The sequence below is a fragment of the Ignavibacteria bacterium genome, from assembly GCA_016873845.1.
In the GTDB taxonomy this organism is placed as follows: Bacteria; Bacteroidota; Ignavibacteria; order Ch128b; family Ch128b; genus JAHJVF01.
Window position 1 is genome coordinate 22929 of record VGVX01000013.1, and the last position, 22490, is coordinate 45418.

General features: G+C 35.7%; 15 protein-coding genes and 1 riboswitch. Of the genes, 5 read left to right on the plus strand and 10 right to left on the minus strand.

Translation table 11 applies throughout. The features are described 5' to 3' along the window. The first annotated feature begins 183 nt into the window (after positions 1 to 183). Together FJ213_04695 and polA are read left to right on the plus strand one after the other, a co-directional pair. Positions 184 to 1602 (plus strand): amino acid permease, encoded by a 1419-nt coding sequence (locus FJ213_04695; protein ID MBM4175456.1) that lies wholly within the window; start codon positions 184 to 186, stop codon positions 1600 to 1602. A gap of 4 nt (positions 1603 to 1606) precedes the next feature. Next, on the plus strand, positions 1607 to 4351 hold the full coding sequence (gene polA, locus FJ213_04700) for a DNA polymerase I (GenBank protein ID MBM4175457.1): 2745 nt from the start codon (positions 1607 to 1609) through the stop codon (positions 4349 to 4351). Positions 4352 to 4464: 113 nt separating this feature from the next. On the opposite strand, the gene FJ213_04705 is transcribed toward polA, so the two are convergent. The 3 genes from FJ213_04705 to FJ213_04715 form a co-directional block, all read right to left on the minus strand. Then, complete coding sequence (locus FJ213_04705; protein MBM4175458.1) at positions 4465 to 5295, minus strand: sugar ABC transporter permease; 831 nt, start codon at positions 5293 to 5295, stop codon at positions 4465 to 4467. 2 nt (positions 5296 to 5297) lie between these two features. After that, complete coding sequence (locus tag FJ213_04710) at positions 5298 to 7460, minus strand: extracellular solute-binding protein (protein ID MBM4175459.1); 2163 nt, start codon at positions 7458 to 7460, stop codon at positions 5298 to 5300. A 124-nt stretch (positions 7461 to 7584) separates the two neighbouring features. Further along, on the minus strand, positions 7585 to 9612 hold the full coding sequence (locus FJ213_04715) for a hypothetical protein (GenBank protein ID MBM4175460.1): 2028 nt from the start codon (positions 9610 to 9612) through the stop codon (positions 7585 to 7587). A gap of 119 nt (positions 9613 to 9731) precedes the next feature. Between FJ213_04715 and smpB the strand changes: the two genes are divergently transcribed. From smpB to FJ213_04730, 3 genes are read left to right on the plus strand one after another with little or no spacing between them, the layout of a single operon-like run. Further along, on the plus strand, positions 9732 to 10193 hold the full coding sequence (gene smpB, locus FJ213_04720) for an SsrA-binding protein SmpB (protein MBM4175461.1): 462 nt from the start codon (positions 9732 to 9734) through the stop codon (positions 10191 to 10193). Between the two features lie 2 nt (positions 10194 to 10195). Continuing rightward, entirely contained in the window at positions 10196 to 11413 is a 1218-nt protein-coding gene (locus FJ213_04725) for a tyrosine--tRNA ligase (GenBank protein MBM4175462.1), read from the plus strand. Positions 11414 to 11426: 13 nt separating this feature from the next. Continuing rightward, the gene (locus FJ213_04730; GenBank protein MBM4175463.1) at positions 11427 to 11972 is read left to right on the plus strand and encodes an arginine decarboxylase, pyruvoyl-dependent; all 546 of its coding nucleotides are present in this window, start codon (positions 11427 to 11429) and stop codon (positions 11970 to 11972) included. Here the strand turns inward: FJ213_04730 and FJ213_04735 are convergent. The 7 genes from FJ213_04735 to FJ213_04765 form a co-directional block, all read right to left on the minus strand. Beyond that, positions 11938 to 13341, minus strand: a complete 1404-nt coding sequence (locus FJ213_04735) for a sodium:solute symporter family protein (protein ID MBM4175464.1) — start codon at positions 13339 to 13341, stop codon at positions 11938 to 11940. The two genes, FJ213_04730 and FJ213_04735, sit on opposite strands and share 35 nt — an antisense overlap. A 1-nt stretch (position 13342) precedes the next feature. Next, positions 13343 to 14002, minus strand: a complete 660-nt coding sequence (locus tag FJ213_04740) for a thiamine diphosphokinase (GenBank protein ID MBM4175465.1) — start codon at positions 14000 to 14002, stop codon at positions 13343 to 13345. Then, positions 14002 to 16503: a TonB-dependent receptor gene (locus tag FJ213_04745; protein ID MBM4175466.1), complete on the minus strand. Its 2502-nt coding sequence runs from the start codon at positions 16501 to 16503 to the stop codon at positions 14002 to 14004. Before FJ213_04745 ends, FJ213_04740 begins: the two co-directional genes overlap by 1 nt. Before the next feature lie 47 nt (positions 16504 to 16550). After that, positions 16551 to 16644, minus strand: a riboswitch (TPP riboswitch). Between the two features lie 8 nt (positions 16645 to 16652). Then, positions 16653 to 19040 carry a LysM peptidoglycan-binding domain-containing protein gene (locus FJ213_04750; protein ID MBM4175467.1) on the minus strand — a complete coding sequence of 796 codons (2388 nt, stop codon included), beginning with the start codon at positions 19038 to 19040 and terminating at the stop codon, positions 16653 to 16655. A 123-nt stretch (positions 19041 to 19163) separates the two neighbouring features. Then, a complete protein-coding gene (locus FJ213_04755) occupies positions 19164 to 20705 on the minus strand; it encodes an acyl-CoA carboxylase subunit beta (protein MBM4175468.1) in 1542 nt (513 codons plus the stop codon). 84 nt (positions 20706 to 20789) lie between these two features. Next, a complete protein-coding gene (locus FJ213_04760; protein ID MBM4175469.1) occupies positions 20790 to 21464 on the minus strand; it encodes an MBL fold metallo-hydrolase in 675 nt (224 codons plus the stop codon). 44 nt (positions 21465 to 21508) lie between these two features. Then, a partial coding sequence (locus FJ213_04765) for a PDZ domain-containing protein (protein ID MBM4175470.1) occupies positions 21509 to 22490 on the minus strand: 982 nt, incomplete at its 5' end.

Here is a 22490-nt window from a genome sequence, read left to right on the forward strand (position 1 = left end):
AATTGCAGAGTTTCATTCTTCATAAACCATCAATCAATATTCATTCATTATTCAATATTCCAATGAGCTCTTGGAATTTGAATATTAGTATTGGTCATTTACTACTTCTTCATCATTTCCAATTTTGAATTTCTTATCTGATTTTATAATTTCAAACCATTCTGAAACAATTGAAAGTTCGAGATGAAACAGCACGAAAGAACCAATGAAGGATTGATACGAGGATTAACAGTCACTGCAGCAACGATGCTCGTTGTGGGTTCTATGATCGGCTCTGGAGTTTTCCGAAAACCAGCAAGCATGGCAGAACAATTAATGTCTCCAGAATTAATGATTCTTGCATGGATTGTTGCCGGTATTTTTACTCTCATTGGTGCATTGACAAATGCAGAAATAGCTGGAATGATCGATGCAACCGGAGGACAGTATAAATACTTTCGCACCATGTTCGGCGATTTCATCGCATTTATATACGGTTGGTCTATTCTTGCTGTAATTCAAACCGGAAGTCAAGCTTCTATAGCCGTAGTTTTTTCAGAATATCTTGGCTACTTTTTTAAGTATCCGCAATTTTCAGAAGAGATTCAGAAATTTTCAATATACGTTCCACTCGTTGGAAATATTTATCCGCTTCAAGATTTTGGCACAAAAGCAGTTGCCATATTGTGTCTCTTGTTTCTTACAGGTGTTAATTATGTTGGAGTGGTCTTCGGCGGTGGTGTTCAGACAGTTATTACTTTTGTGAAGATCGCCTCAATTCTTATCCTCGCAGCATTGGCATTCGGTTTTGGGAGCGGAGATGTCGCGAATCTTTATTCAGGATTTACAACACAGCACAGCGGCGATATGAATATGATTGCAATGTTTGGTCTTGCTCTCGCAGGTGCATTCTGGGCCTACGACGGATGGAACAATGTTACTTTCGTTGCGGGTGAGGTCAAAGATCCAAAACGAAACGTACCGAGAGCTTTATTTCTCGGTACATTGACGGTGATGATTGTCTATGTAATTATAAATCTTGCATACATTTATGTGATTCCAGTTGAAAAGATCGCTAAATCACCATTAGTCGGTGCAACAGTTGCAGAAATAATTTTCGGACCAATTGGAAGTGCAATAATATCCATAGCAATAGTGATTTCAACCTTCGGTGCGGTCAATGGAAGTATATTAGCAACTGCAAGAGTTCATTTTGCAATGGCCCGCGATAATATGTTTTTCAAAAAGCTTGGTGAGTCTCATCCAAAATTTATGACACCGGGAGTTTCTTTAATCGTCCAGGGAATTTGGTCTAGTATTCTGACTTTAACAGGAACATTTGATACGATTACAGACTATGTCATTTTTGCATCATGGATGTTTTATGGATTGGGAGCATATGGAGTTTTCGTACTAAGAAAAAAAATGCCCGATACTCCGCGTCCTTACAAAGTGATTGGATATCCTGTTCTTCCAGCAATCTTTGTTATCTTCTCAGTGCTATTTGTTGGGAATACAATCATCTCCGATACAAGCAATGCGATGATGGGTTTAATTTTGGTATCTCTCGGAGTTCCATTTTATATTTATTGGAAGTATATAGGCAAAAAAAGAAACCAATAATTTTATGAAGAAAATATTCTTAATCGATGCGATGGCAATGGCTTACAAGGCTTACTTTGCATTCATTAATAGACCATTACGAAATAGTAAAGGGCAAAACACAAGTGCTGTCTATGGTTTCTTTGCCTCTTTGCTGCGGATCCTCGAGAAAGAAAAACCTGATTATCTGGCTGTGGCTTTTGATCTCAAAGAGAAAACATTCCGTCATAAAAAATTTCCAGAGTACAAGGCAAACCGCCAGGAAATGCCCGAGGAAATGATTTATCAAATTGATTATATCAAGCAAATTCTCGAAGCGATGGATGTCTCAATGCTTTCTATCCCTGGATATGAAGCTGATGATATAATCGGAACGCTGGTTCATTCACTCAAAGAACAAAAACTCAAACTTTATTTAGTAACACCGGATAAAGATTATTTTCAATTAATTAACGATTCAACCATAATCTATAAACCGGCAAAAAGTATAGACGAAGCTGAATTAATTGACGAAGTTAAATTGTTTGAAAAAATGGAACTAAGCCCATCGCAGATAATAGATTTTTTAGCTTTGACAGGTGATAGTTCAGACAATATTCCAGGTGTTAAGGGCATTGGTGAAAAAACGGCGTTAACACTTTTGAAAGAATTCAATTCTCTTGATAACATTTATAAAAACATCTCCTCAATCTCAAAAGCCAGTGTAAAACAAAAACTATCGGAGCAGAAAGATTCGGCGTATCTTTCGAGGGAATTAGTTACAATAAATTTGCATACGCCCATCCAATTTAAGCTTGATGACTTCAGTCTGAAGAAGCCAAACTTGAAAGCTTTGGATCAAATATTAACTGAACTTGAAATACGATCACTTAAAAAACGCATTCACGAGCTTTATGATATTCCGGAGCAAAATTTATTTTTTGATGAAAAGAAATCTCCTTCCGAACAGTTTAGCACATACGCGCAATTTAATCCTGCCGATACACAGTATGAAATCCTTCGAACTGAAGAAGAGGTCAAAAGATTAATAGAAAAAATTATTAATGCGCATGAATTTACGTTTGATACCGAAACTGATAATCTAAACGCGATTGATGCAAGACTTGTTGCTATATCATTTTGTCTTCGAGTGAATGAAGCCTATCTCATTAAATTTGATAAACATAGCACTCTCCCAATAAAGTCCAAGTTACTCGAATTATTGAAACCAATTTTTAAGGACGAAAAAATTCTCAAGATTGGCCAAAACCTTAAATATGATATGACTGTACTTGATAAATATGGAATTGAAATAACGGGACCGCTCTTTGACACGATGGTAGCTTCGTACGCGTTAAATTCGAATGCTCCGAATAATCTCGATGAATTAGCATTGAGATATTTAAATTATTCAACAATCAAACTTTCGGCTTTAATCGGCGAGAAAAAAAATCCTGAATTGATGTGGGATGTTGATCTTGAGCAATTGAAAAATTATTCGTGTGAAGATGCTGACATTACATATCGACTCTATGAGAAGCTAATATCGGAATTGAAAGAAAATGAATTAACTGATCTTTGTGAAACTATAGAATTCCCACTTGTTAAAACACTCACACGTATGGAGTTAAATGGTGTTCATGTAGAAAGTTCGGAGCTTTCGGAACAGAAGAAGCAAATCGAGCATCTGATCGAAATCAATGAAGCTGAAATTTTTAATCACGCAAAGGAAAAGTTCAACATTAATTCCCCGAAGCAGCTTCAAGAAATTCTATTTAATAAACTAAAACTTGAAGCAGTCAAAAAAACAAAAACAGGTTTTTCAACCGATATTCAAGCGCTTGAACAGATAAGATATTCACACCCAATTATTGAAAACTTAATAAGTTACAGGCAATTAAGTAAACTGAAAAGCACATATATCGAAGCACTTCCAAGAATGATAAATCCAACAACTGGTAGAATACATACTTCCTATAATCAAACTGTTACTGCAACCGGGAGACTTTCGAGCACAGACCCAAACCTGCAAAATATTCCCATTAGGACAGAGCTTGGAAGAGAAATACGAAAAGCATTCACTGCTCCAGATAATAATTGGATAATCATGAGTGCAGATTATTCCCAAATCGAACTAAGAATAATGGCTCACATCTGTGAAGATAAAAATATGATCGCTGCATTCGAGAATGATGTTGATATCCACTCGAATACAGCTTCGCTGATCTACAATTGCAAACTTAAAGATGTAGCGCACGATATGCGCAGAAAAGCAAAGGAAGTGAATTTCGGAATCCTTTATGGAATTGGAGCTTTTGGACTCAAGGTGAGATTAGGAATTTCACAATCCGAAGCAAAAGAAATAATTGATAAATATTTTAAGAAGTATCCTGGTGTGCAGGACTATCTCGACTCAACCATTGAATTTGCGAAGAAGAAAGGTTATGTCGAAACATTAATGAAACGAAAAAGATATTTACCGAATATCAATTCAAAGAATTTTGCAGTTCGTTCATTTGAGGAGCGTGCTGCTATCAATATGCCGATTCAAGGAACTGCTGCAGACATGATCAAAATTGCAATGAACAATCTCGACCGGATGTTTGATAAAGAAATTCTCAAGTCGAAAATGATAATGCAAGTTCATGACGAATTAGTTTTTGAAGTCTCTAAATCTGAATTAGATAAAGTCAGGCAACTTGTCCAAACAGAAATGGTTAATGCAATTTCATTAAAAGTTCCAGTGAAAGTTGACATCGGTGAAGGTGATAATTGGCTTGATGCTCATTAATGCTATTTACTGGAACATAGATTTTTATGATCATTATGATTTATTAAGATCATAAAAGATCTTAACGATCTTAAAAATCAGCGTTCCTATTATTGTTACAAACCAACATATTTCTACCCTTTCACACTGCCAAGTGTTAATCCAGATACTAACCATTTACTGAGCACAACAAACAAAATTACGACTGGAATGCTCACAACCAACGAAGCTGCGGCATACAATCCCCACTCTGTTGTGAGATTGGATTGGAATGACTTAAGTCCCAGCGGAAGCGTATAAAGTTTTGTGTCCTGCAGAATTTGTGCTGCAACAATATATTCAGACCACGCTGCCATAAAAGAAAAAAGTGCGGTTATTACTAATGCAGGAGCCGCAAGCGGAAGTATAATTTTATAAAAAGCTTGAAACCGAGTACATCCGTCTATTCGTGCGGCTTCTTCAAGACTGAATGGAATAGTATCATAGTATCCTTTCATTTGCCAGACGCAGAATGGCAAAGCGGTTGAAGTGTAAACGATGATAATTCCAAAATAACTGTTCAAAAGTCCGAGTTCAATCAGCATGATATACATTGGAAGAAGAAGCATTGTTGCTGGAAACATTTGCGTTATTATGATACCAGTCATGCTCAATTGTTTACCGATAAAATTAAATCTCGATAATGCATATCCGGCCGTTGAAGCAAGCACGACTCCAGTAATTGTCACAACGAGAGAAATGAAAGTTGAATTCCAAATCCAAAGAAGAAAATCTCTATTGGTAAAAAGTTCAACATATGACTTGAAAGTAGCATTATCGGGAATAATCTCAAGTGAGGTCGAAAGTAGTTTATCTCCAGGACGCAGCGAAATACTGAAGACATTTAAAACTGGGTAGAGCGTTCCTATCGTGAATACTATTAAAAACAAATAGATAAAAAAGTTAACGAGTTTACTTTCTTTCATTTCTAATATACCGATTCTGTTGCTTTCGTTTTCTTTATCAGAGAAATGCTCATTAGTAATAAAATTAAAAATATAACCATACTGAATGCAGCCGCATAACCATAGCGATAAAGGTTAAATGCAGCTTTATAAACATATGAAACCAATATATGTGTTTGATCCGATGGTTCACCTGCATTACTTACAAGCCAAACAACATTCAAATTATTAAACGTCCATATTATCCCAAGTGTAATAGCCGGAATTAGCACAGGCTTAATCAATGGGATTGTAATACTTTTAAGCTTGTGAAACCACCTTGCACCTTCAATATCAGCTGCTTCATAAAGTTCTTGTGGGATGCTCTGCAGAGCGCCCAATGAGATTATCATCATAAAAGGAAATCCAAGCCAAACATTTGTAAGAATAACTGCAAGAAAAGCTTCTGTTGGACTTTTTAACCATTCGACAGCAGGGAGCATTAAATATTTAGTAAAGATTAGGTTAATTGAGCCATACTCGTAGTTAAACATTCCGCGCCATGTCAGAGCAACAATATACTGTGGAATTGCCCAAGGCAGAATCAATAGAGTTCTGAAAATTCCTTTACCTGGAAGTGAACGATTTAACAATAGTGCTAATGCAACACCAAGCACAACATGGAAGAACACGTTTGAAAAAGTCCAGAAGATCGTCTTTAAAAATACCGAATAAAAAACCGGCTCTGAAAAAACTTTAACATATTGATCGAAACCAATTATTCCCCAATCACTTATATGCCTTAAGTTCATATTGGAAAGGGATAAAACTACATTATAAAAGAATGGATAAAAGATTACTAACCCCATCACAATAAGAGCGGGTAATAAAAAGAAATAAGCAAACCGATTCTCTTTAAATGTCAGTATGAACGAGATGCATGTCTTCCGCGAGAGAATAATCAAAATGAAAATCCCAATTCCAGCAATTATGAAAAAGATCTGCTCCGCCGATTCAGATGTCACATCTTCCTTCAGTTCAGCAATTTTCTTAACAGCATCCTTCTGCATCTGAATTGCAGCTTGTTCTGGACCGATTGTTCCTCCAAGAACAGCTTGATAACTCGGTCTCATTGCATCCCAAATTGCACGCATCTCAGACACAATTGGCATTGGTTTGCCGAATTCAATTTGTTTTTGTGAATTTTGAAGAATCTCGTCCTTCAAGATGAAAGGATCTTGATAGACTTCTTTTCGTGTTGGAAATGTATTCAATTGTTTTGCTGTCTGAAGTTGGTTCTCGGGAGACAATAAAAATTCCATAAGCTTTTTAATGATCGATAGCTTATCATCTTTCACATTTGCGTTGATTGAAAATCCTTTTGCTGACACCATTGGCGCAGCTCGCAGTCCAGTTTCCTCAATCAGAGGTAATGGGGAAATACCATAATCGATTCCTGATTTACCGTAACTTGCCCAAGACCAATCGCCGTTGATCAGCATTGCGGCTCTTCCCTCCTTGAAAAGTACATCTGCGATTTCGTAATCAGCTTCATTTGGAATAATTTTATGCTTATCCCTAAGCTCTGCGATAAATTTTAACCCACTTATCATCGCTTGCGAATTCAGAGTTGGATTAAGACTATCGTCAAATACCCAGCCGCCATATCCAGTTAAGAATGGAATGAAGAAGAATGGTTCTGTGTAGTTCCAGACAAGTCCGTATTGATCAGTCTTTCCATCATTGTTTTTATCAAGAGTTAATTTTTTTCCAATCTCGATGAGTTCCCTATCTGTTTCTGGTGGAGATTTTAAAAGAGCTTTATTGTAGACGAGAGTTAAATGATTCCCAAGTTTATCAGCCAGCATCCAAAGTTTGCCATTGCTGTAGACTTTTGCTTTTTCGTTAAAATTGTTTAAGTACTCCTCAGAAAAAATTTCATCTAATGGCTTGATGATTTTCATTATTTCGAATGGACCGACTTGATCCTCAGGACCGTAAACTAATTCAGGACCTTGACCACCGATTGCAGCGATTATAAATCCAGATCGAAGTTCCTCAGTTTCTTTATAAAGTTGTGTGACTTTAATTTCATGATTCAACTTCATAAAATTATCGAGATGCCGCTGAAGTACTTCTCTTTCATCGACTCTCATCTGATGCCAAATAATAATTTCATTCGGATCGGATTTCTTCCCACAGCCCATCGCAATCAAACAAAGAAAGAGAATGGCAATTATAATTGATACACGATGCTTAATGCTTATTAAATCTGTGAAAACCTGTCGGTAGTCAGGCAAGTTCTGCTCAATCCGAGTCATCTGTGTTCCATTAATCCTTTAACTTAATTACGAGAAAATCTCTCGGCAATAGTATCAAATTTTTTAATGATATGACAGCTTGAGGCTGTTTTGAAAGTAATCTCTCTTTCGAAAAAATAATCTTAACTGCTTTTTTGTACAGTTCTATATTCTCGAATTTAAGTTTCTCCTTCTTTGAGTCTGAATTATTAATCAAAATTAGGTATTTATCTTTTTTACTGAATCTTAAGTAGGAGATGATATCCCCATCATTTGCTTCAACAGATTTGAAACTTCTCACCTTCTCATCATGCCTTCTGGATAGTGTTGAATGCTGTCTGCGAAGTTTTATTATGGATTTATAAAATTCGAATAGCTCGTTCTTAGCTGAATCATTTATTAAACTCCAATCCATTGGTTTTCTGACATTTTCCGGTGGTGTTATTCCTTCCATCCCAATTTCATCACCATAGTAAACCATCGGAGTACCTGGCAAAGTAAAAATCATTGTAAGTGCCTGATACAATTTTAATGTATCATTCACAAAAAGTGATAATGCGCGGTGATTATCATGATTGCTCAAAAACTTGACCATTTGAAAATTTGCTGGATAGACTTTTCTTTGAAGTTCAATCAAATCTCCAATTTTACTTTTCGCCTTTTTATTTAGAATTCTCTCCACTTCATAGTAAAACGGATAATCGAAACACATATCCATTTCATCTTCAAAGAAAGGAATTATATAGTTTGAGCCATCCCAAACTTCTCCGAGCAGTAAAACATCGTTTCGTATCTTTTTAACTTCCTTTCTAACTTTGCTCCAAAATTGATGAGGAATTTCTTTTGCAGCATCAAAGCGAAAACCGTCGACACCATCAGAAAAATCACCATCCAAATTCGGATCAATCCAATACTTTATAACTTCAATAAAATATTTTTGGATTTCCTCATTCTCGAAATTGAATTTTGGCATATCGGCTTCAATTCCGAAGTGATTCCATGTGGTATTCATTGAGTCAGTGAATTGATACCAATTTGAAAATCTTGATTTTGGTCTATTTACAGCATCTCTAAAAAATCTATGAGAAGAATCCGAGTGATTGATTACCAAATCCATTATTACTCGTATTTCATTATTCTTACACTCTGAAATAAATCGGTAGTAATCGTTAAATGATCCATAATCTTTTTCAATTGAAAAATAGTTAGTGGTATTATAACCGTGATCTTTCGTGCTTTCATTGAAAGGCATTAACCAGAGCGTATTCACACCAAGTTCTTTGAAATAATTTAATTTGGCAGTCAAACCGTTAAAATCACCAATCCCATCTTGATTTGAATCGTGGAATGAACGTATATAGACTTCATACATTACTGCACTATCATAAAAGCGTGGTGTTTTGATTTTTGCTTTGAACCTATCTAAAAAGAATTTTGAAAGATACCCTTCATTTCTATTCCCATTCAAATCGGAAAATTGAATCAAAACATTATGCTCACCTTCTTCTAAATTTGAAGATGGAATGATTTTTAATTCACCTGACTTTTGAGCAAAAACATATTTGCAAACTATTTTATCAATCAAAACCGAAATGGAGTTCGGATTGATCAAAGTGTCAACTCCAACTAATTTGCAGGTTATTTCATCTAATTTCGTAACTCGTTTACTATTTGGTGGATTGAAATTAACCACATAGGGTGAACCGAATTGATAAGGAATTATAATCCCATTTTTCCATTCATCTTCAGTAACATTTGGTGCGTTTGGATCGGTAATCCATATAGAATCGTTCAACACATATTTGTAATGATATTCGATTCCCGGCTTAAGTTTTAAAGTTGCTGTAAATAAATTCCTAGCAGAATCGAAATTCATTTCATTTGCGGATTTACTCCAATTATTAAAAGAACCTGCGACAGAAACTGTTGTAGTTTTATATACTGCATCGGGCTTATAAAAAAACTTTGTTCCTCCTGAAGTTGGAATTGGGGAAAGATTTGTTTGCTGAGCATTGATAAGTGAAACTAATATTAAAATAAAACACTGCACAAGTTTCATATTTTAATATACAAATGTTTGATGAAAAAATATTTAGTTTTTTGTGACAAGATGGGAGGAAAAATTCATTTACTTCATTTATTGATTTTACTTCTCAATATTTTTAAGTTAGCCACGCAATGAGTCACGAATTGGAGGAAAAAACTCTCTTAAGTAATAAGCGTGCATTACACGAATACTTCATCCTCAATACCATAGAGGCTGGAATAGTTTTGCAAGGAACTGAAGTAAAGTCACTGCGTCAGTCTAAAGCAAATTTTCTCGATGCATACGTTGATTTCATTGATGGAGAGCCCTATTTGATTAATATGCACATAAGCGAGTTTGATCACGGGAACATTTTCAATCACGAAGAAAAAAGAAAAAGAAAACTCCTGCTAAATAAAAGTGAAATCAGAAAACTCAAGTCGAAAGTCAAAGAAAAAGGATTGACATTAATCCCTGTTAGAGTATACCTTGTGAAAGGTAAAATAAAAATTGAAGTTGCAGTAGCACGCGGAAAGAAGTCATTTGATAAACGGGCTACAATTGCCGAGAAAGATGCTAAACGAGAAATTGAAAGGAAAATCAAAGTACATTGAAGATTAAATTCCCATCAGTTCAGGAGCAGATCGACCTGATTAAAAGAGGAACTGATGAAATCATCCCAATAGAAGAACTTGAACAGAAATTAAAAAAATCATTAGAAACAGGTACGCCGCTTAATATAAAACTCGGCTGTGATCCAAGCCGCCCTGATCTACACTTAGGCCACACCGTAGTTTTAAGAAAACTTCGGCAGTTTCAGCAGCTTGGTCATAATGCAATTTTGATTGTTGGTGATTTTACTGGAATGATCGGCGATCCATCAGGAAAAAGCAAAACTAGACCTTCGTTGTCGTTGGAAGAAACTCGTGAATTTGGGAAATCCTATTTTGAACAAGCTTCAAAAGTGATTGACGGAAGCGAAGCAAAAATTGTTTATAACTCCGATTGGCTCTCAAAAATGAATTTTGAAGATGTCATTAGACTTTCATCAAAGTATACAATTGCAAGAATGCTTGAACGTGACGATTTTAAAAAGAGATATAAAGGAGGGGAACCAATTAGTATTCATGAATTACTCTATCCCCTCGCTCAGGCTATGGATTCGGTTGCAATTAAATCAGATGTTGAGTTGGGAGGAACCGATCAAAAATTTAATTTACTCGTTGGACGTGATATTCAACGCGAGTTCAACCAAATGCCGCAAGTAATTCTCACGCTCCCGATACTTCCTGGTACTGACGGCGTTGATAAAATGAGCAAATCACTTGATAACTACATCGGAATATCTGAAACACCTTCCGAAATTTATGGCAAAACTTTGTCCATTCCTGATTCACTTATTTACCAGTATTTTGAGTTACTAACAGATATTACAAAAGAAGAATTAAGTAAAATCAAGAAAGAGCTTGAAAGTAAAGAAGTTAATCCACGAGATTTAAAAAGAAAATTGGCTCGGACTCTTGTTGAAATGTATTACACAAAACTTGATGCAAAAGAAGCAGAAGGAAATTTTGATAGAATCTTTATCAAAAAAGAAATACCGGAAGATATCAGTGAAATTAAAATCCCGACTTCAAAACCAATGAATTTGATAGAGTTGCTGCGATTTGTGGGAGCAGCCTCCACCAATAGCGACGCTCGCCGTTTAATCGAACAGGGCGGCATTCGTGTCGGAGGAGAAAAATTAACTAATCCTAGTGTTCTTCTTAACCTAAAGAATGAAGAAATTCTGAAAGTTGGAAAAAGAAAATTTTATAAATTAATTATTAAATAACGGAGATGATGAATTGTTTGTCCCAACAAAATTATTTTTCACCAAAGGCGTAGGAAGACATAAGGAATATTTACAATCCTTTGAGCTTGCTTTGAGGAATGCTGGTATTGAAAAATTTAATCTTGTTACAGTCTCAAGTATTTTTCCACCAGGTTGTAAACGAATCTCGCCGCCAGAGGGTTTGAAGTTTTTAGAACCAGGTGCAATCACTTTTTGCGTAATGGCACGAAATGCAACTAATGAACCAAACAGATTGATAGCCGCATCAATTGGTGCTGCGGTTCCTGCCGATGAAAGTCAGTACGGATATTTGTCTGAGCATCATCCTTATGGAGAGACTGAAAATAAAGCTGGTGAATATGCTGAAGACCTTGCTGCTTCAATGCTGGCTACCACGCTTGGAATTGATTTCGATCCTGAGGTTGCTTGGAGCGAACGCGAAGATCTTTATAAAATGTCCGGAAAAATTGTTCGCACTTTTAATGTTACCCAATCTGCTGAAGGTGATAAAAACGGTTTATGGACTACCGTGATTGCCGCAGCGATCTTACTCCCCTAATTTTTATCAAGCCTATGATTTGAAATAGGATCCCAAATAGAATCCCAAAAATCATAGGCTCAAATTCAAATCCATCTATTAATTTACTTTTTGAAATGATAAAGTAAACAAGTGTTATCACGAGTACAGTGATCATTTGGATAAAGGTAGATTTTGAAGGCAAAGCAATTTTTGGATAATATGATGATATAATCGGGAACAATAATGAAGGCATAAAAACAGATCCAATTGAATACCACAGATCAACAACCGAAGGAATGGAAACTGCGAGAATAATTGATACGATTGAAGTAAGCACCATACTTATTTTTGTCAGATGAATGCTGTTATTGCCACTCGTTTTTATCATCCGTTGTAAAATATCCTTGCCAAGCGTTTGTGAACTCAAAAATGTGAAACTATTTAAAGTTGAAATTACCGTAGACAATAATGCAACCACAAATAATCCTTTAAATATTGGGGGTAAAATTTTATCTGCAAACAATGGAAATGAAAAGAGGGGATTATTAACTTCTGATAGAAAAGCTTTTGCATACAATCCAGTCGATGTGGTTAAGAAATCGAATACAATCCATAATCCAACTGAAATTACTAATCCATACACTGCTACTTTTTCATTTTTTGCAGCATAGCTTCTTTGATGAAAACCTGGATCAGCAAATGTCCATAATCCAATTAAAAACCAGACTAAGAAAAACTCTATCGGTATGTCTGAAAACGGAATCAAAAAATTCTCTGGAAGTTTGGAATGTAAGTATTCCAGTGTGCCGAGTTCTTGAATACTAAACACAAGAATTATTCCAAATCCAATAAACATTAAAATAAACTGCATTACATCTGTGTAAACATCTGAACGGAATCCAGCGTTGTAAAGATAAATGCTGGCAAAGAGCATTGCCATCACTACCGCCAACCAAAGCGGTATTTTTACCAATAGACTTAGAAGAATTCCTACCATCAAAACATAAGGTGCGGGTGACACAATTAGAAATATAAGAATTGCTCCGGTAATCGAGACTTTTCGATTAAATGTTTGTTCAAGTTTTTGAGGAATTGTGAGAAGATTTGATCTTCGAATTTTTTTGGCAAAGAAAAATGCAAAGGCAACTGTAAAAACATAGTACGGCAGTCCTTGCATAATCCAGCTGTTAATCCCATAACGATATGTGAATTCCCCTATTCCCAATATTCCTCCATACCAAGTCGCAACAGTTGTCATGACAAATAATTTGAGAGTTAGACTTCTATCAGCTAAAAAATAGTCTGCTTCGGTTTGTTTTGAGAATTTTGTGCTGTAGAATCCAATGGATAGAAGTACGATTACATAACAGCAAATCAGAACTACATCGATCGTTGCTAAATTTATCAATTTAAGACCTGTTGCTCACCTGCAAGAAATTTTTCAATGCTCTCGTCATCAAGCAAACACCATTTTTTACTTCTAAAATAAAATTATCATTTGCAGCTACATTACTTGTACTTTCTCTTCGTCCAAATTGAAGGGATTCACTATTTAAAGAGAACAACAAATTGGAAGTTTTGATTTTTGTTTTTTGGTCGAAACAGATCAATGAAATAGTCTCTCCCCTGACGGATGCAAATTGTTTTTTGCCTCTTACGAATTGGAGCACAGAATAATTATCGATTAACAGCACTTCCAATTTTTTAGAATATTTCATCGAATTTGAAATATTACTTAGAGTATGATCAAATCTCTTTCCGGAGAATCCAAATACTAAAACTTGGTTATATTTATTTTCAATAACGAACTTTAAAGCTTTTTCTAGATCTGTATCGTTTTGACCTGTTAGTTTCTTGATAGTCACACTTCTTCGCTTGAAATATACAAGTACTCCTTCTTTAATTGAATCTAAATCTCCAATTATAGTTTTTGGAAGAAATCCGAGTTTGCGAGCAGAATTTGCACCTCCATCCGCACAAATTAAATCGAAATCATATTTTTTTTCAAATTGATTTAAGATCGATTTTCTTGGACGAATACCGTTACAAAGAATTGCTACAGTTTTCATCACAGTCTTATCTCAATCCCTCCGAACAAATTTCGCTCAGCTGCTGGGAAATATTCTTTCCCGATTCCATAGGTTGCATATAATTTGTTGAATAAATTGTTAATCCGACCAAAAATAGTCAGCTCATTAATAAAACCAAGTTGTCGAAAAGTATATCTAAGATCAAAACTTGCAACAAAATAACTTGGAACGATGTTATCATTATACTCGACAAAATTCGGATAGAGAGCTAATAGCTCATTCAGTTTATTATCGTAATTATCGGTGAATTGCTTCCCAACATAATTTCCTGAAATGCTTGTAAAGATATTATCTGTCTTATAGCTAAGCCGAAAGTTAGCTATAACATCCGGGAAATTTGAGATCTTATTACCTGCAAGGTCAATCTCTTTGATCAGTTTTTTCTTGGATACCGGATCTTTATACTTAATAAAAGTTTGTCCCTCATTAATTTTATTTTGACTTAGAGAAAAATTCGTGGTTATTGATAAATCTCGTAAGAGATAATAATCGAGAGTAAATTCGGCTCCAAAATGTGTAGTTTTCTCAGCATTTCCGGTTACAGGTTGACCAAATCTATCCAATTGTCCCTTTTTTATTATCTCATCTTTAAAGCTCATCAAGTACAAATTCAAGTTTATCTTTAGACGTTCGAGATTATAATGAGCACCGAATTCAAGATTCCTCAAAGTTTCTGGTCTGACAAAAGGATTTGAAAAATCATAATTGCCTGCTGCATCAGTATAAAATTGTGGAGTTGCTCCGCCACTTGATTCTGCTGCATCATAATAGTTTTTCAATCTTGGTTCTCTTGAAACGATAGCGTAATAACTGTAAAAACTAAGGTTTCCAAATAAATTATAAATCAAGCTGACTTTTGGATTAACAAAAACATTTCTAATGACAAAATTTGTGTGGATAAATTTTTCATCAAAAAGTTTTGTGCGATTGTAAACAATTTGATTTTCCAATGTTAATGTTAGTTGATCCAGCACATCCTTTTTATAGTATACAAAACCTCCTAAAATATCTTTTGCACCTTTATATTCATAATAACGCCAATTCTGATCTGCACCTGCTGGAATTCCCTCTGCAAACCATACACTTCCCCAATGAAGAGAATTATGTTTTCTAAATTCAAATCCGAAAATGAAATTTCCAAAATCGGTGTTAAGGGAGATTCGTGGAATCCAACCAAAATGTTTATTATCAACGTAAGCTCGAACTAAAGCATTGGACAAATTTGTGGTCGGACCAAAACCATTTGCCTGAGTTAGTCGAAAATAACTTGTATCTCCCCATGAAGCATCATAATCGAAAAATCCCTTTCCCCAATAGCCAAAGAGTGCACTATTGAGAACCAAATTTTCATCAAATCTATATTCGCTTAGTAATTCGATATGCGGCTGTGAAAAGTTCTCAGTTTCAATTCGACGGCGCGGAACAATGTATGAATAAGAATCTCCAGATTGTCCCCAGTCAGAATAATTCTTTTTCCTTTCATTTTCATTTTTAATGACGAATTTTGGAAGTCCTGTGTAAGTCAATCCATCTTCAATCGGACCGCCAAAAATGTTAATCTGATTTGTAAAATTATCATCAAACCTGATTGTACTGAAAAAATAACTAAAGAGATTGATCCATGCATTCTCACGATAACCGGCAGATTGAAGCTGCGAAAGCCTCCCATACACTGCATATTGATCATTGATGAGTCCAGATGAAAACGAAGCCATTATTTTTTTAGTGTTGTAAGATCCAAAACCAATTTTATACAAAATTTCTTTTTCTTTTGAAAAGGTTGATGTAATGATATTGATCGAACCACCTATTGCTGGAGAACCGATTAAGTTACTGCTGACACCTCTCTGAAGTTGAATATGACTAGAGCTTTCAATCAAATCGGGAAAATCTATCCAGTAAATGTTATGATCTTCAGGATCATTTTGGGGGATGCCGTTTATGGTTACTGAAATTCTTCTTTGGTCGAATCCGCGAATATTTATGTAGTTATAGCCGGTTCCATTTCCACTTTCGGAATATGATGTCGTGGAAGGAAATTCTGATAAGAATTGGGGAAAGTCTTGAATTGTATAACGATTTTTTATTTCCTCTTTAGACATATTACTAAACGTTATGGGTGAAAGCCCTTCTCTCCCTATTGTCGATGTTACTAAAACTGTTTGTGACGATAGTATTGCCTCATCGAGCCGGATAAAATAAAAATCCTTTAGGTTTGATTTATTCAATTTCAAGATTTTCGATTCATAGCCGATAAAAGAAAATCTAACTTCAAATTGATTCACAGGAATCACGCTAATGTCGATGGAAAATTCGCCATTGCGATCTGAAGCAGTTCCGATTTTTTCAGTAAATATTAAAATATTAGCTGAACGCAGCGGTTCATTTGTTCTCGAGTCGATGATTTTGCCAGTTAACGATTGCGAGAACGATAAAACAGAAGAAATGAAAACGAAAGAAATGATTTTTATGAGTTGCATTTTTACCTCCTTTATTTTTGTTTCCGTTTCCGAAAACGGCATACCAACAAAAGAGGCTGCCGTTTTCCTACGCTGGTATTATCCAGATCAGGTTCAGGGGTTTGATCTCAGCCTGTACAACAAGCACCCCCAACGGGATTAAGATTTAATTATTTATAAACAATCAGTTTTTTTCCAGCAACAATTCTGCTGCCTCGGAGTTTATTCAATTTTTTTAATTCAGAGATACTCAAATTGTATCTTTTCGCAATAGATTCTAAAGTTTCTCCATTTCGAATCGTGTGATAAGCTCGCTTTTTACTTGAATTATCTCCCTTCGCATAGGAATAGTCTTTACCTTTTATTGTAAGTCTTTTACCAGGATTAATCTTGCTGCTAGAGAGATTATTCCATTCCATTAAATCATCCACATTCACACCGAATCTCTGTGCAATTTCGTAAAGAGAATCACCTTTTCGAACTCGATAATTGGTAACGGCGCGCGTATCTTTCGTTCTCACAGTTGAAGCATAATTCTGAGATGATGAAGAATAAATTCTTAACTTCTGACCATATCTAATTTCTGAAGATCGAAGGTTGTTCCAATCTTTTAAATCGCTGATCGATACTCGATACCTTTTTGCTATTCCCGAAAGATTTTCACCTCGTTTTACAATGTGGGTTAATCGTTTTTGTTTTGATTCATTCACTGTTGGAGTTACTGTAGATACATTTTTTACAGAAATCTGCTCAGATGGTGTATAATTTTGAAGTGAACTTAAATAGTTATATTTCTCTGATGGAACATAAATAGTTAAAACATCACCCACAGCAATTTGTTTATTGTATGGAATATCATTCCAAATTCGAATGTCAGTTATACGAGATTCGTAGGTCTCAGCAATTTTTGTAAGTGAATCTCCCTTTCTTACATAATATTTTACTGGGATTTTTCCTTCTGTATTAAATGTTAAATTCGATTTGCTTGCAAGTGAAGAGGTTTGAGATTCATTTGTTTCAACTGCTTCTTCAGTGTTTGAACTAACCTCAAGCTCATTTGTTGATTCCTCGCCAGCTTCGGCAATGTCTTCAGATTGTTCATCAGCATTTTCTGAAGTTTGCTCGGCAACATTAAATGTTAAGTTCTCGGCACTGTATGGGATCGGAATTTTTAATTGTGAATTACTTTTAAGCCGAATCTTCTTTGGGATATTATTCGCATCTGCAATCATTCCAGCAGTAACGCCGTATTTATTAGCGATTGAAGTAAGGGTTTCTCCACTTCCAACTTTATGAACAACGAATGACCTTTTTGCTGATTCAGGAATTTGAGAATAGTTTTTCGCTAAGTTTTCTTTTGCGTTTACGTTTTTCAAGAGTTTCAATGGATAACCGCCTGGATGGTTTGGCGGTGTACTTTGTTGTATAAGTTCAGGATTCAGATCAATTAAAACTACGCTAGGAATTCCTGCGGCTGAAGCTAAAACTGATAGATCAAATGGATCGTTCACTAAGAAAGTTTCATAATCGTAAGGTTCTTCATACTTAATATTAGTGAATCCATATTTAGCGAGATCGCTAAAAATAATAGTTATTGCGATATACTGGGGTACGTAACCTCTTGTCTCTCGCGGGATTTTATTTAGTATATCCCAAAAATTATTTGAACCAGTTCGGGCAACCGCTTTACGAATTCTTCCTTCCCCTGCATTGTATGATGCTAACGCAAGATACCAGTCCCCGAGTGAGTTATATAAATCTCTAAGATGCCGAGCTGCTGCACGGGTCGATTTTTCAGGATCTCTTCGTTCATCATACCAGAAATTTCCCTCAAGTCCGTACAATTTTCCTGTTGAACGAATGAACTGCCAAAGTCCAACAGCTTTAGCCCAGGAGACTGCAGTTGGATTCAATCCACTCTCAATTACACTCAAAAATATTAATTCTTCAGGAACACTTTCTTCCTTAAAAATCTTTCTCATCATTGGGAAGTATTTTCCAGAACGTGCTATCCACTTTTCGACGTGATTTCTCCCTTTGCCTGTGAAAAAGGTTATGAAAGATTCAACATTTGAATTAACTTCAATAGGTACTTCAGCAATTGTAATCTTTTCTGGTAAGGTAACTTTGGATTTTTCGAAAGACGTTATCTTCCTGCTTAACCACTCATTCAAACTTGAGAGTGAGATTTCCGTTGGAAGTTCATCCATCTTATCTATTAGTTTTTGATAATCTTCAAGTACACTTCTTTCTAATTCAACAAAATCGGAAATATTATCTATGTCTGGATAAAAACTTATGTTATTAAGTAGTTCTACTCCGCTTTCATATTCTTTTAGCGCGGTAAGTAACTGCCCTTCTTCTTCATGCTTCAAAGCGGTTAAATAATGCTGGCGAACACGTTCAAGTAGTGTGACAACAATTCCATCTGTCTTCACCTCTGTTTTGGGAGTATCAACAACAACAATGTTCTCAACTTTGGTCGTTGAACACGAAGCAAATAATATCACAGAAGTGGAAGTTATTAATATTAAAAAAGCAGTAAATAACTTGCTCATTAGCAACTCTCTATAATTTTACGTATCCTTATGGCGTTTGAATTTAAGTCACTACTTCAATAAAGTCAAGAAAATTATTAGATAATTCCAATAATTTATTCGATTACAATACATTACACAAAGTCAAAGAGGAATATTTCCGTGTTTCTTCCTAGGATTTTTATCGACTTTTGTTCGTGAAATGTTTAGAGCAGAAATAAGTTTTTTTCTTGTTTCATTTGGGAATATCACTTCATCAATGAATCCTTTCTCTGCAGCAATATAGGGATTCGCAAACTTTTCAATGTAGCCGCTCAATTTTTTCTGCAGCTCAGCTTCGGAATCGTTTGCTTTTTGAATTTCTTTCTTGAAGATGATTTCCACAGCACCTTTCGGCCCCATTACGGCAATCTCAGCTGAAGGCCAAGCAAAATTAAAATCTCCACGGATGTGCTTTGAATTCATTACATCATATGCACCGCCATAAGCTTTCCGAGTTATGATGGTTATTTTAGGAACTGTTGCTTCACAGAATGCATACAAAAGTTTGGCTCCATTTCGAATGATTCCTCCCCATTCCTGATCCGTGCCAGGCATAAATCCAGGAACATCTTCAAAAACAATAAGAGGAATGTTAAAGGCATCACAAAATCGAACAAATCGAGCTCCTTTTATCGATGAATTGATATCGAGAACTCCTGCAAGAATTGCAGGCTGATTTGCAACTATGCCGACAGATTTTCCCCGAATCCTCCCAAAACCGACAATAATATTTTGAGCATAAGCTTCGTGAACCTCAAAAAAATCATTATAGTCCAAAACTTTAGTAATGATCTCTTTCATATCATAAGGTTTGTTTGGATTTTCTGGTACAATCGATAAAAGTTCTGGGAGATCAGTTTCATTTTCCATGTACTCAAATTGCATTGGATCGTCTTCACAATTCTGAGGTATATACGAAAATAATTTTCGGACGGACTGTAAACACTCCGCTTCGTTTTCAGCAGTGAAATGAACCACTCCAGATTTTGTTGCATGCGTATCTGCTCCGCCGAGTTCCTCAAATGTTACATCCTCATGTGTGACAGTTTTAACAACATTTGGACCCGTAACAAACATGTAGGATGTGTTCCTCACAATAAAAATAAAATCAGTTATAGCAGGAGAATAAACTGCACCTCCAGCACATGGACCCATTACACAAGAAATTTGTGGTACAACACCGGAAGCAAGTGTGTTTCTTAGAAATATATCTGCATAACCTCCAAGACTTGAAACTCCTTCCTGAATCCTCGCACCACCCGAATCATTTAATCCAATTACAGGAATTCCGAGTTTCATTGCCATGTCCATGATCTTACAAATCTTTCTCGCATGCATTTCTGATAAGGCGCCGCCAAATACTGTAAAGTCCTGACTGAAAATGGCAACATCTCTGCCATCAATTTTCCCAAACCCGGTGATTACACCATCACCGTAAAATTTTTGTTTCTCAAGACCGAAATCAGTTGACTGATGAACAACAAATTTGTCGATTTCGTTAAACGAGTTTTCATCAAGTAAAATGTTCAGTCTTTCCCTTGCTGTAAGTTTCCCTCGTTTATGCTGTTGTTCAATTTTATGAGTTCCTCCGCCTAGTTCAGCTTTTTCGATATTCTGTTTAAGTAATTCTATTTTGTCCTTCATCATAAACCTCAGTGGTGTTTGGATGCAATTAACAATGTTATTTACAAATTAGACAATGGGATTTGAATAATCAATCTGCTTAAATTATAAAAATGGATTGTGCTGCTTTTCATGTCCGACAGTCGTAAGAGGTCCATGCCCAGGCAGGATTTCGTAATCATCTGGCAGAGAGAGAATTTGGCTGCTGATTGAGTTTTTTAATTCTTGGAAATCTCCTCCGTACAAATCTGAACGACCGACACTTTCGAAAAATATTGTATCACCGGTTAATAGTTTTCTTTCTGAATGAAAAACCAAAATCGTTCCACCTGGAGAATGCCCGGGAACCTTTCTTATGTCGATTTTATAATTCCCGAGAATTAATTCCTCAAATGTGTGCAAATCAAATTTTGGTTTTTCAATTTTATTAATCGTCATTCCAACCATTTCAGATTGCTTCTCGAGATGTTCAAGTAAAGGATAATCAGGTGAGGGAAAATAAATATCGGTAGTAAAATTTTCACTTGCGTAATTTAGACCGAAAACGTGATCTATGTGCCCATGAGTGATTACCACCTTGGTGATAGAAATGTCATTAGCCTCGATAAAGCTCGATAAGTTACGATTTTCCTTATTCCGGCTATTTCCAGGATCAACTATTATTCCTTCGGAAGTTTCAGTATCATGGATAACATAAGTATTAACTTGAAATGGATTAAATATGAAAGTCTTAAAGTTTAGCATAGTGTAAAAAGTTGGAATAAAAAAAGTGGCAGTCAAATTAGCCTGCCACTAATGACATAAATTAGTTAGTTCTTATAAAATCATTTTGGAATTTCAAGTCCAACGAATCGAGCATTTCCCTGTCCATCGCGAACTCTTAAAAGAAGAGCAGAACCTTTTTTGTCGGATACAAGCTCATCGAATTCTTTCACTGAATCGATTTTCTTTTTATTAATTTCAGTAATTACAAGTCCGCTTCGGAGTCCAGCATCAAAAGCACTTCCGAAATTATCCACGGCAGAAATTAAAACTCCATTTTCGACTTTATAATTTTTTAAATCATTGCTTGAAAGATTTTTTACAGTTAATCCAATCTCTTTATAAGTCTTAGTTTCAAGTGCAGTATCAACTTTTCTATCTTCTTTTTTCTTCTCGACTGAAGCTAAATCTTTATCCTCTTTGCGAGGCCTGAGTGTAATAGATTTGTCAATGTTTTTTCCATCTCTCCAAAGTTTTAAATTGACTTTATCCCCTGCATGTTTACTGGCAATGTACCCCTGGAGATCGTTTGGTTGATACACCTCACGTCCGTCAATCGAAATAATAATATCACCTATCTCAATGCCTGCGTCCTTTGCTGCACCATCTTCAACGAGAGTTTCAACTATGACTCCTCTTGTTTTATCGAGTCCGACCGATTTTGCGACTGCATCATCCACAGCACGAATTTGAACTCCAATGTAACCGCGCTTTACACGACCAAATTCGATTAAGTCTTTCGCAACTGTTTTAGCAATATTGATTGGTATCGCAAAACCATAACCTTGATAGTATCCTGTTCGGGATGCAATAGCAGAGTTGATTCCGATTACTGCTCCATTTAAATCAACCAATGCGCCGCCAGAATTGCCAGGATTAATTGCTGCATCTGTCTGGATAAAATCTTCAATTCCATAACTATCTTGAATAAGCTGTAATCCCCCTCGCCCCATTGCAGAAACAATTCCTGCGGTTACAGTATAATTTAGACCAAGCGGATTTCCGATCGCTAAAACCCATTGTCCCACTTGAAGTTTATCTTTT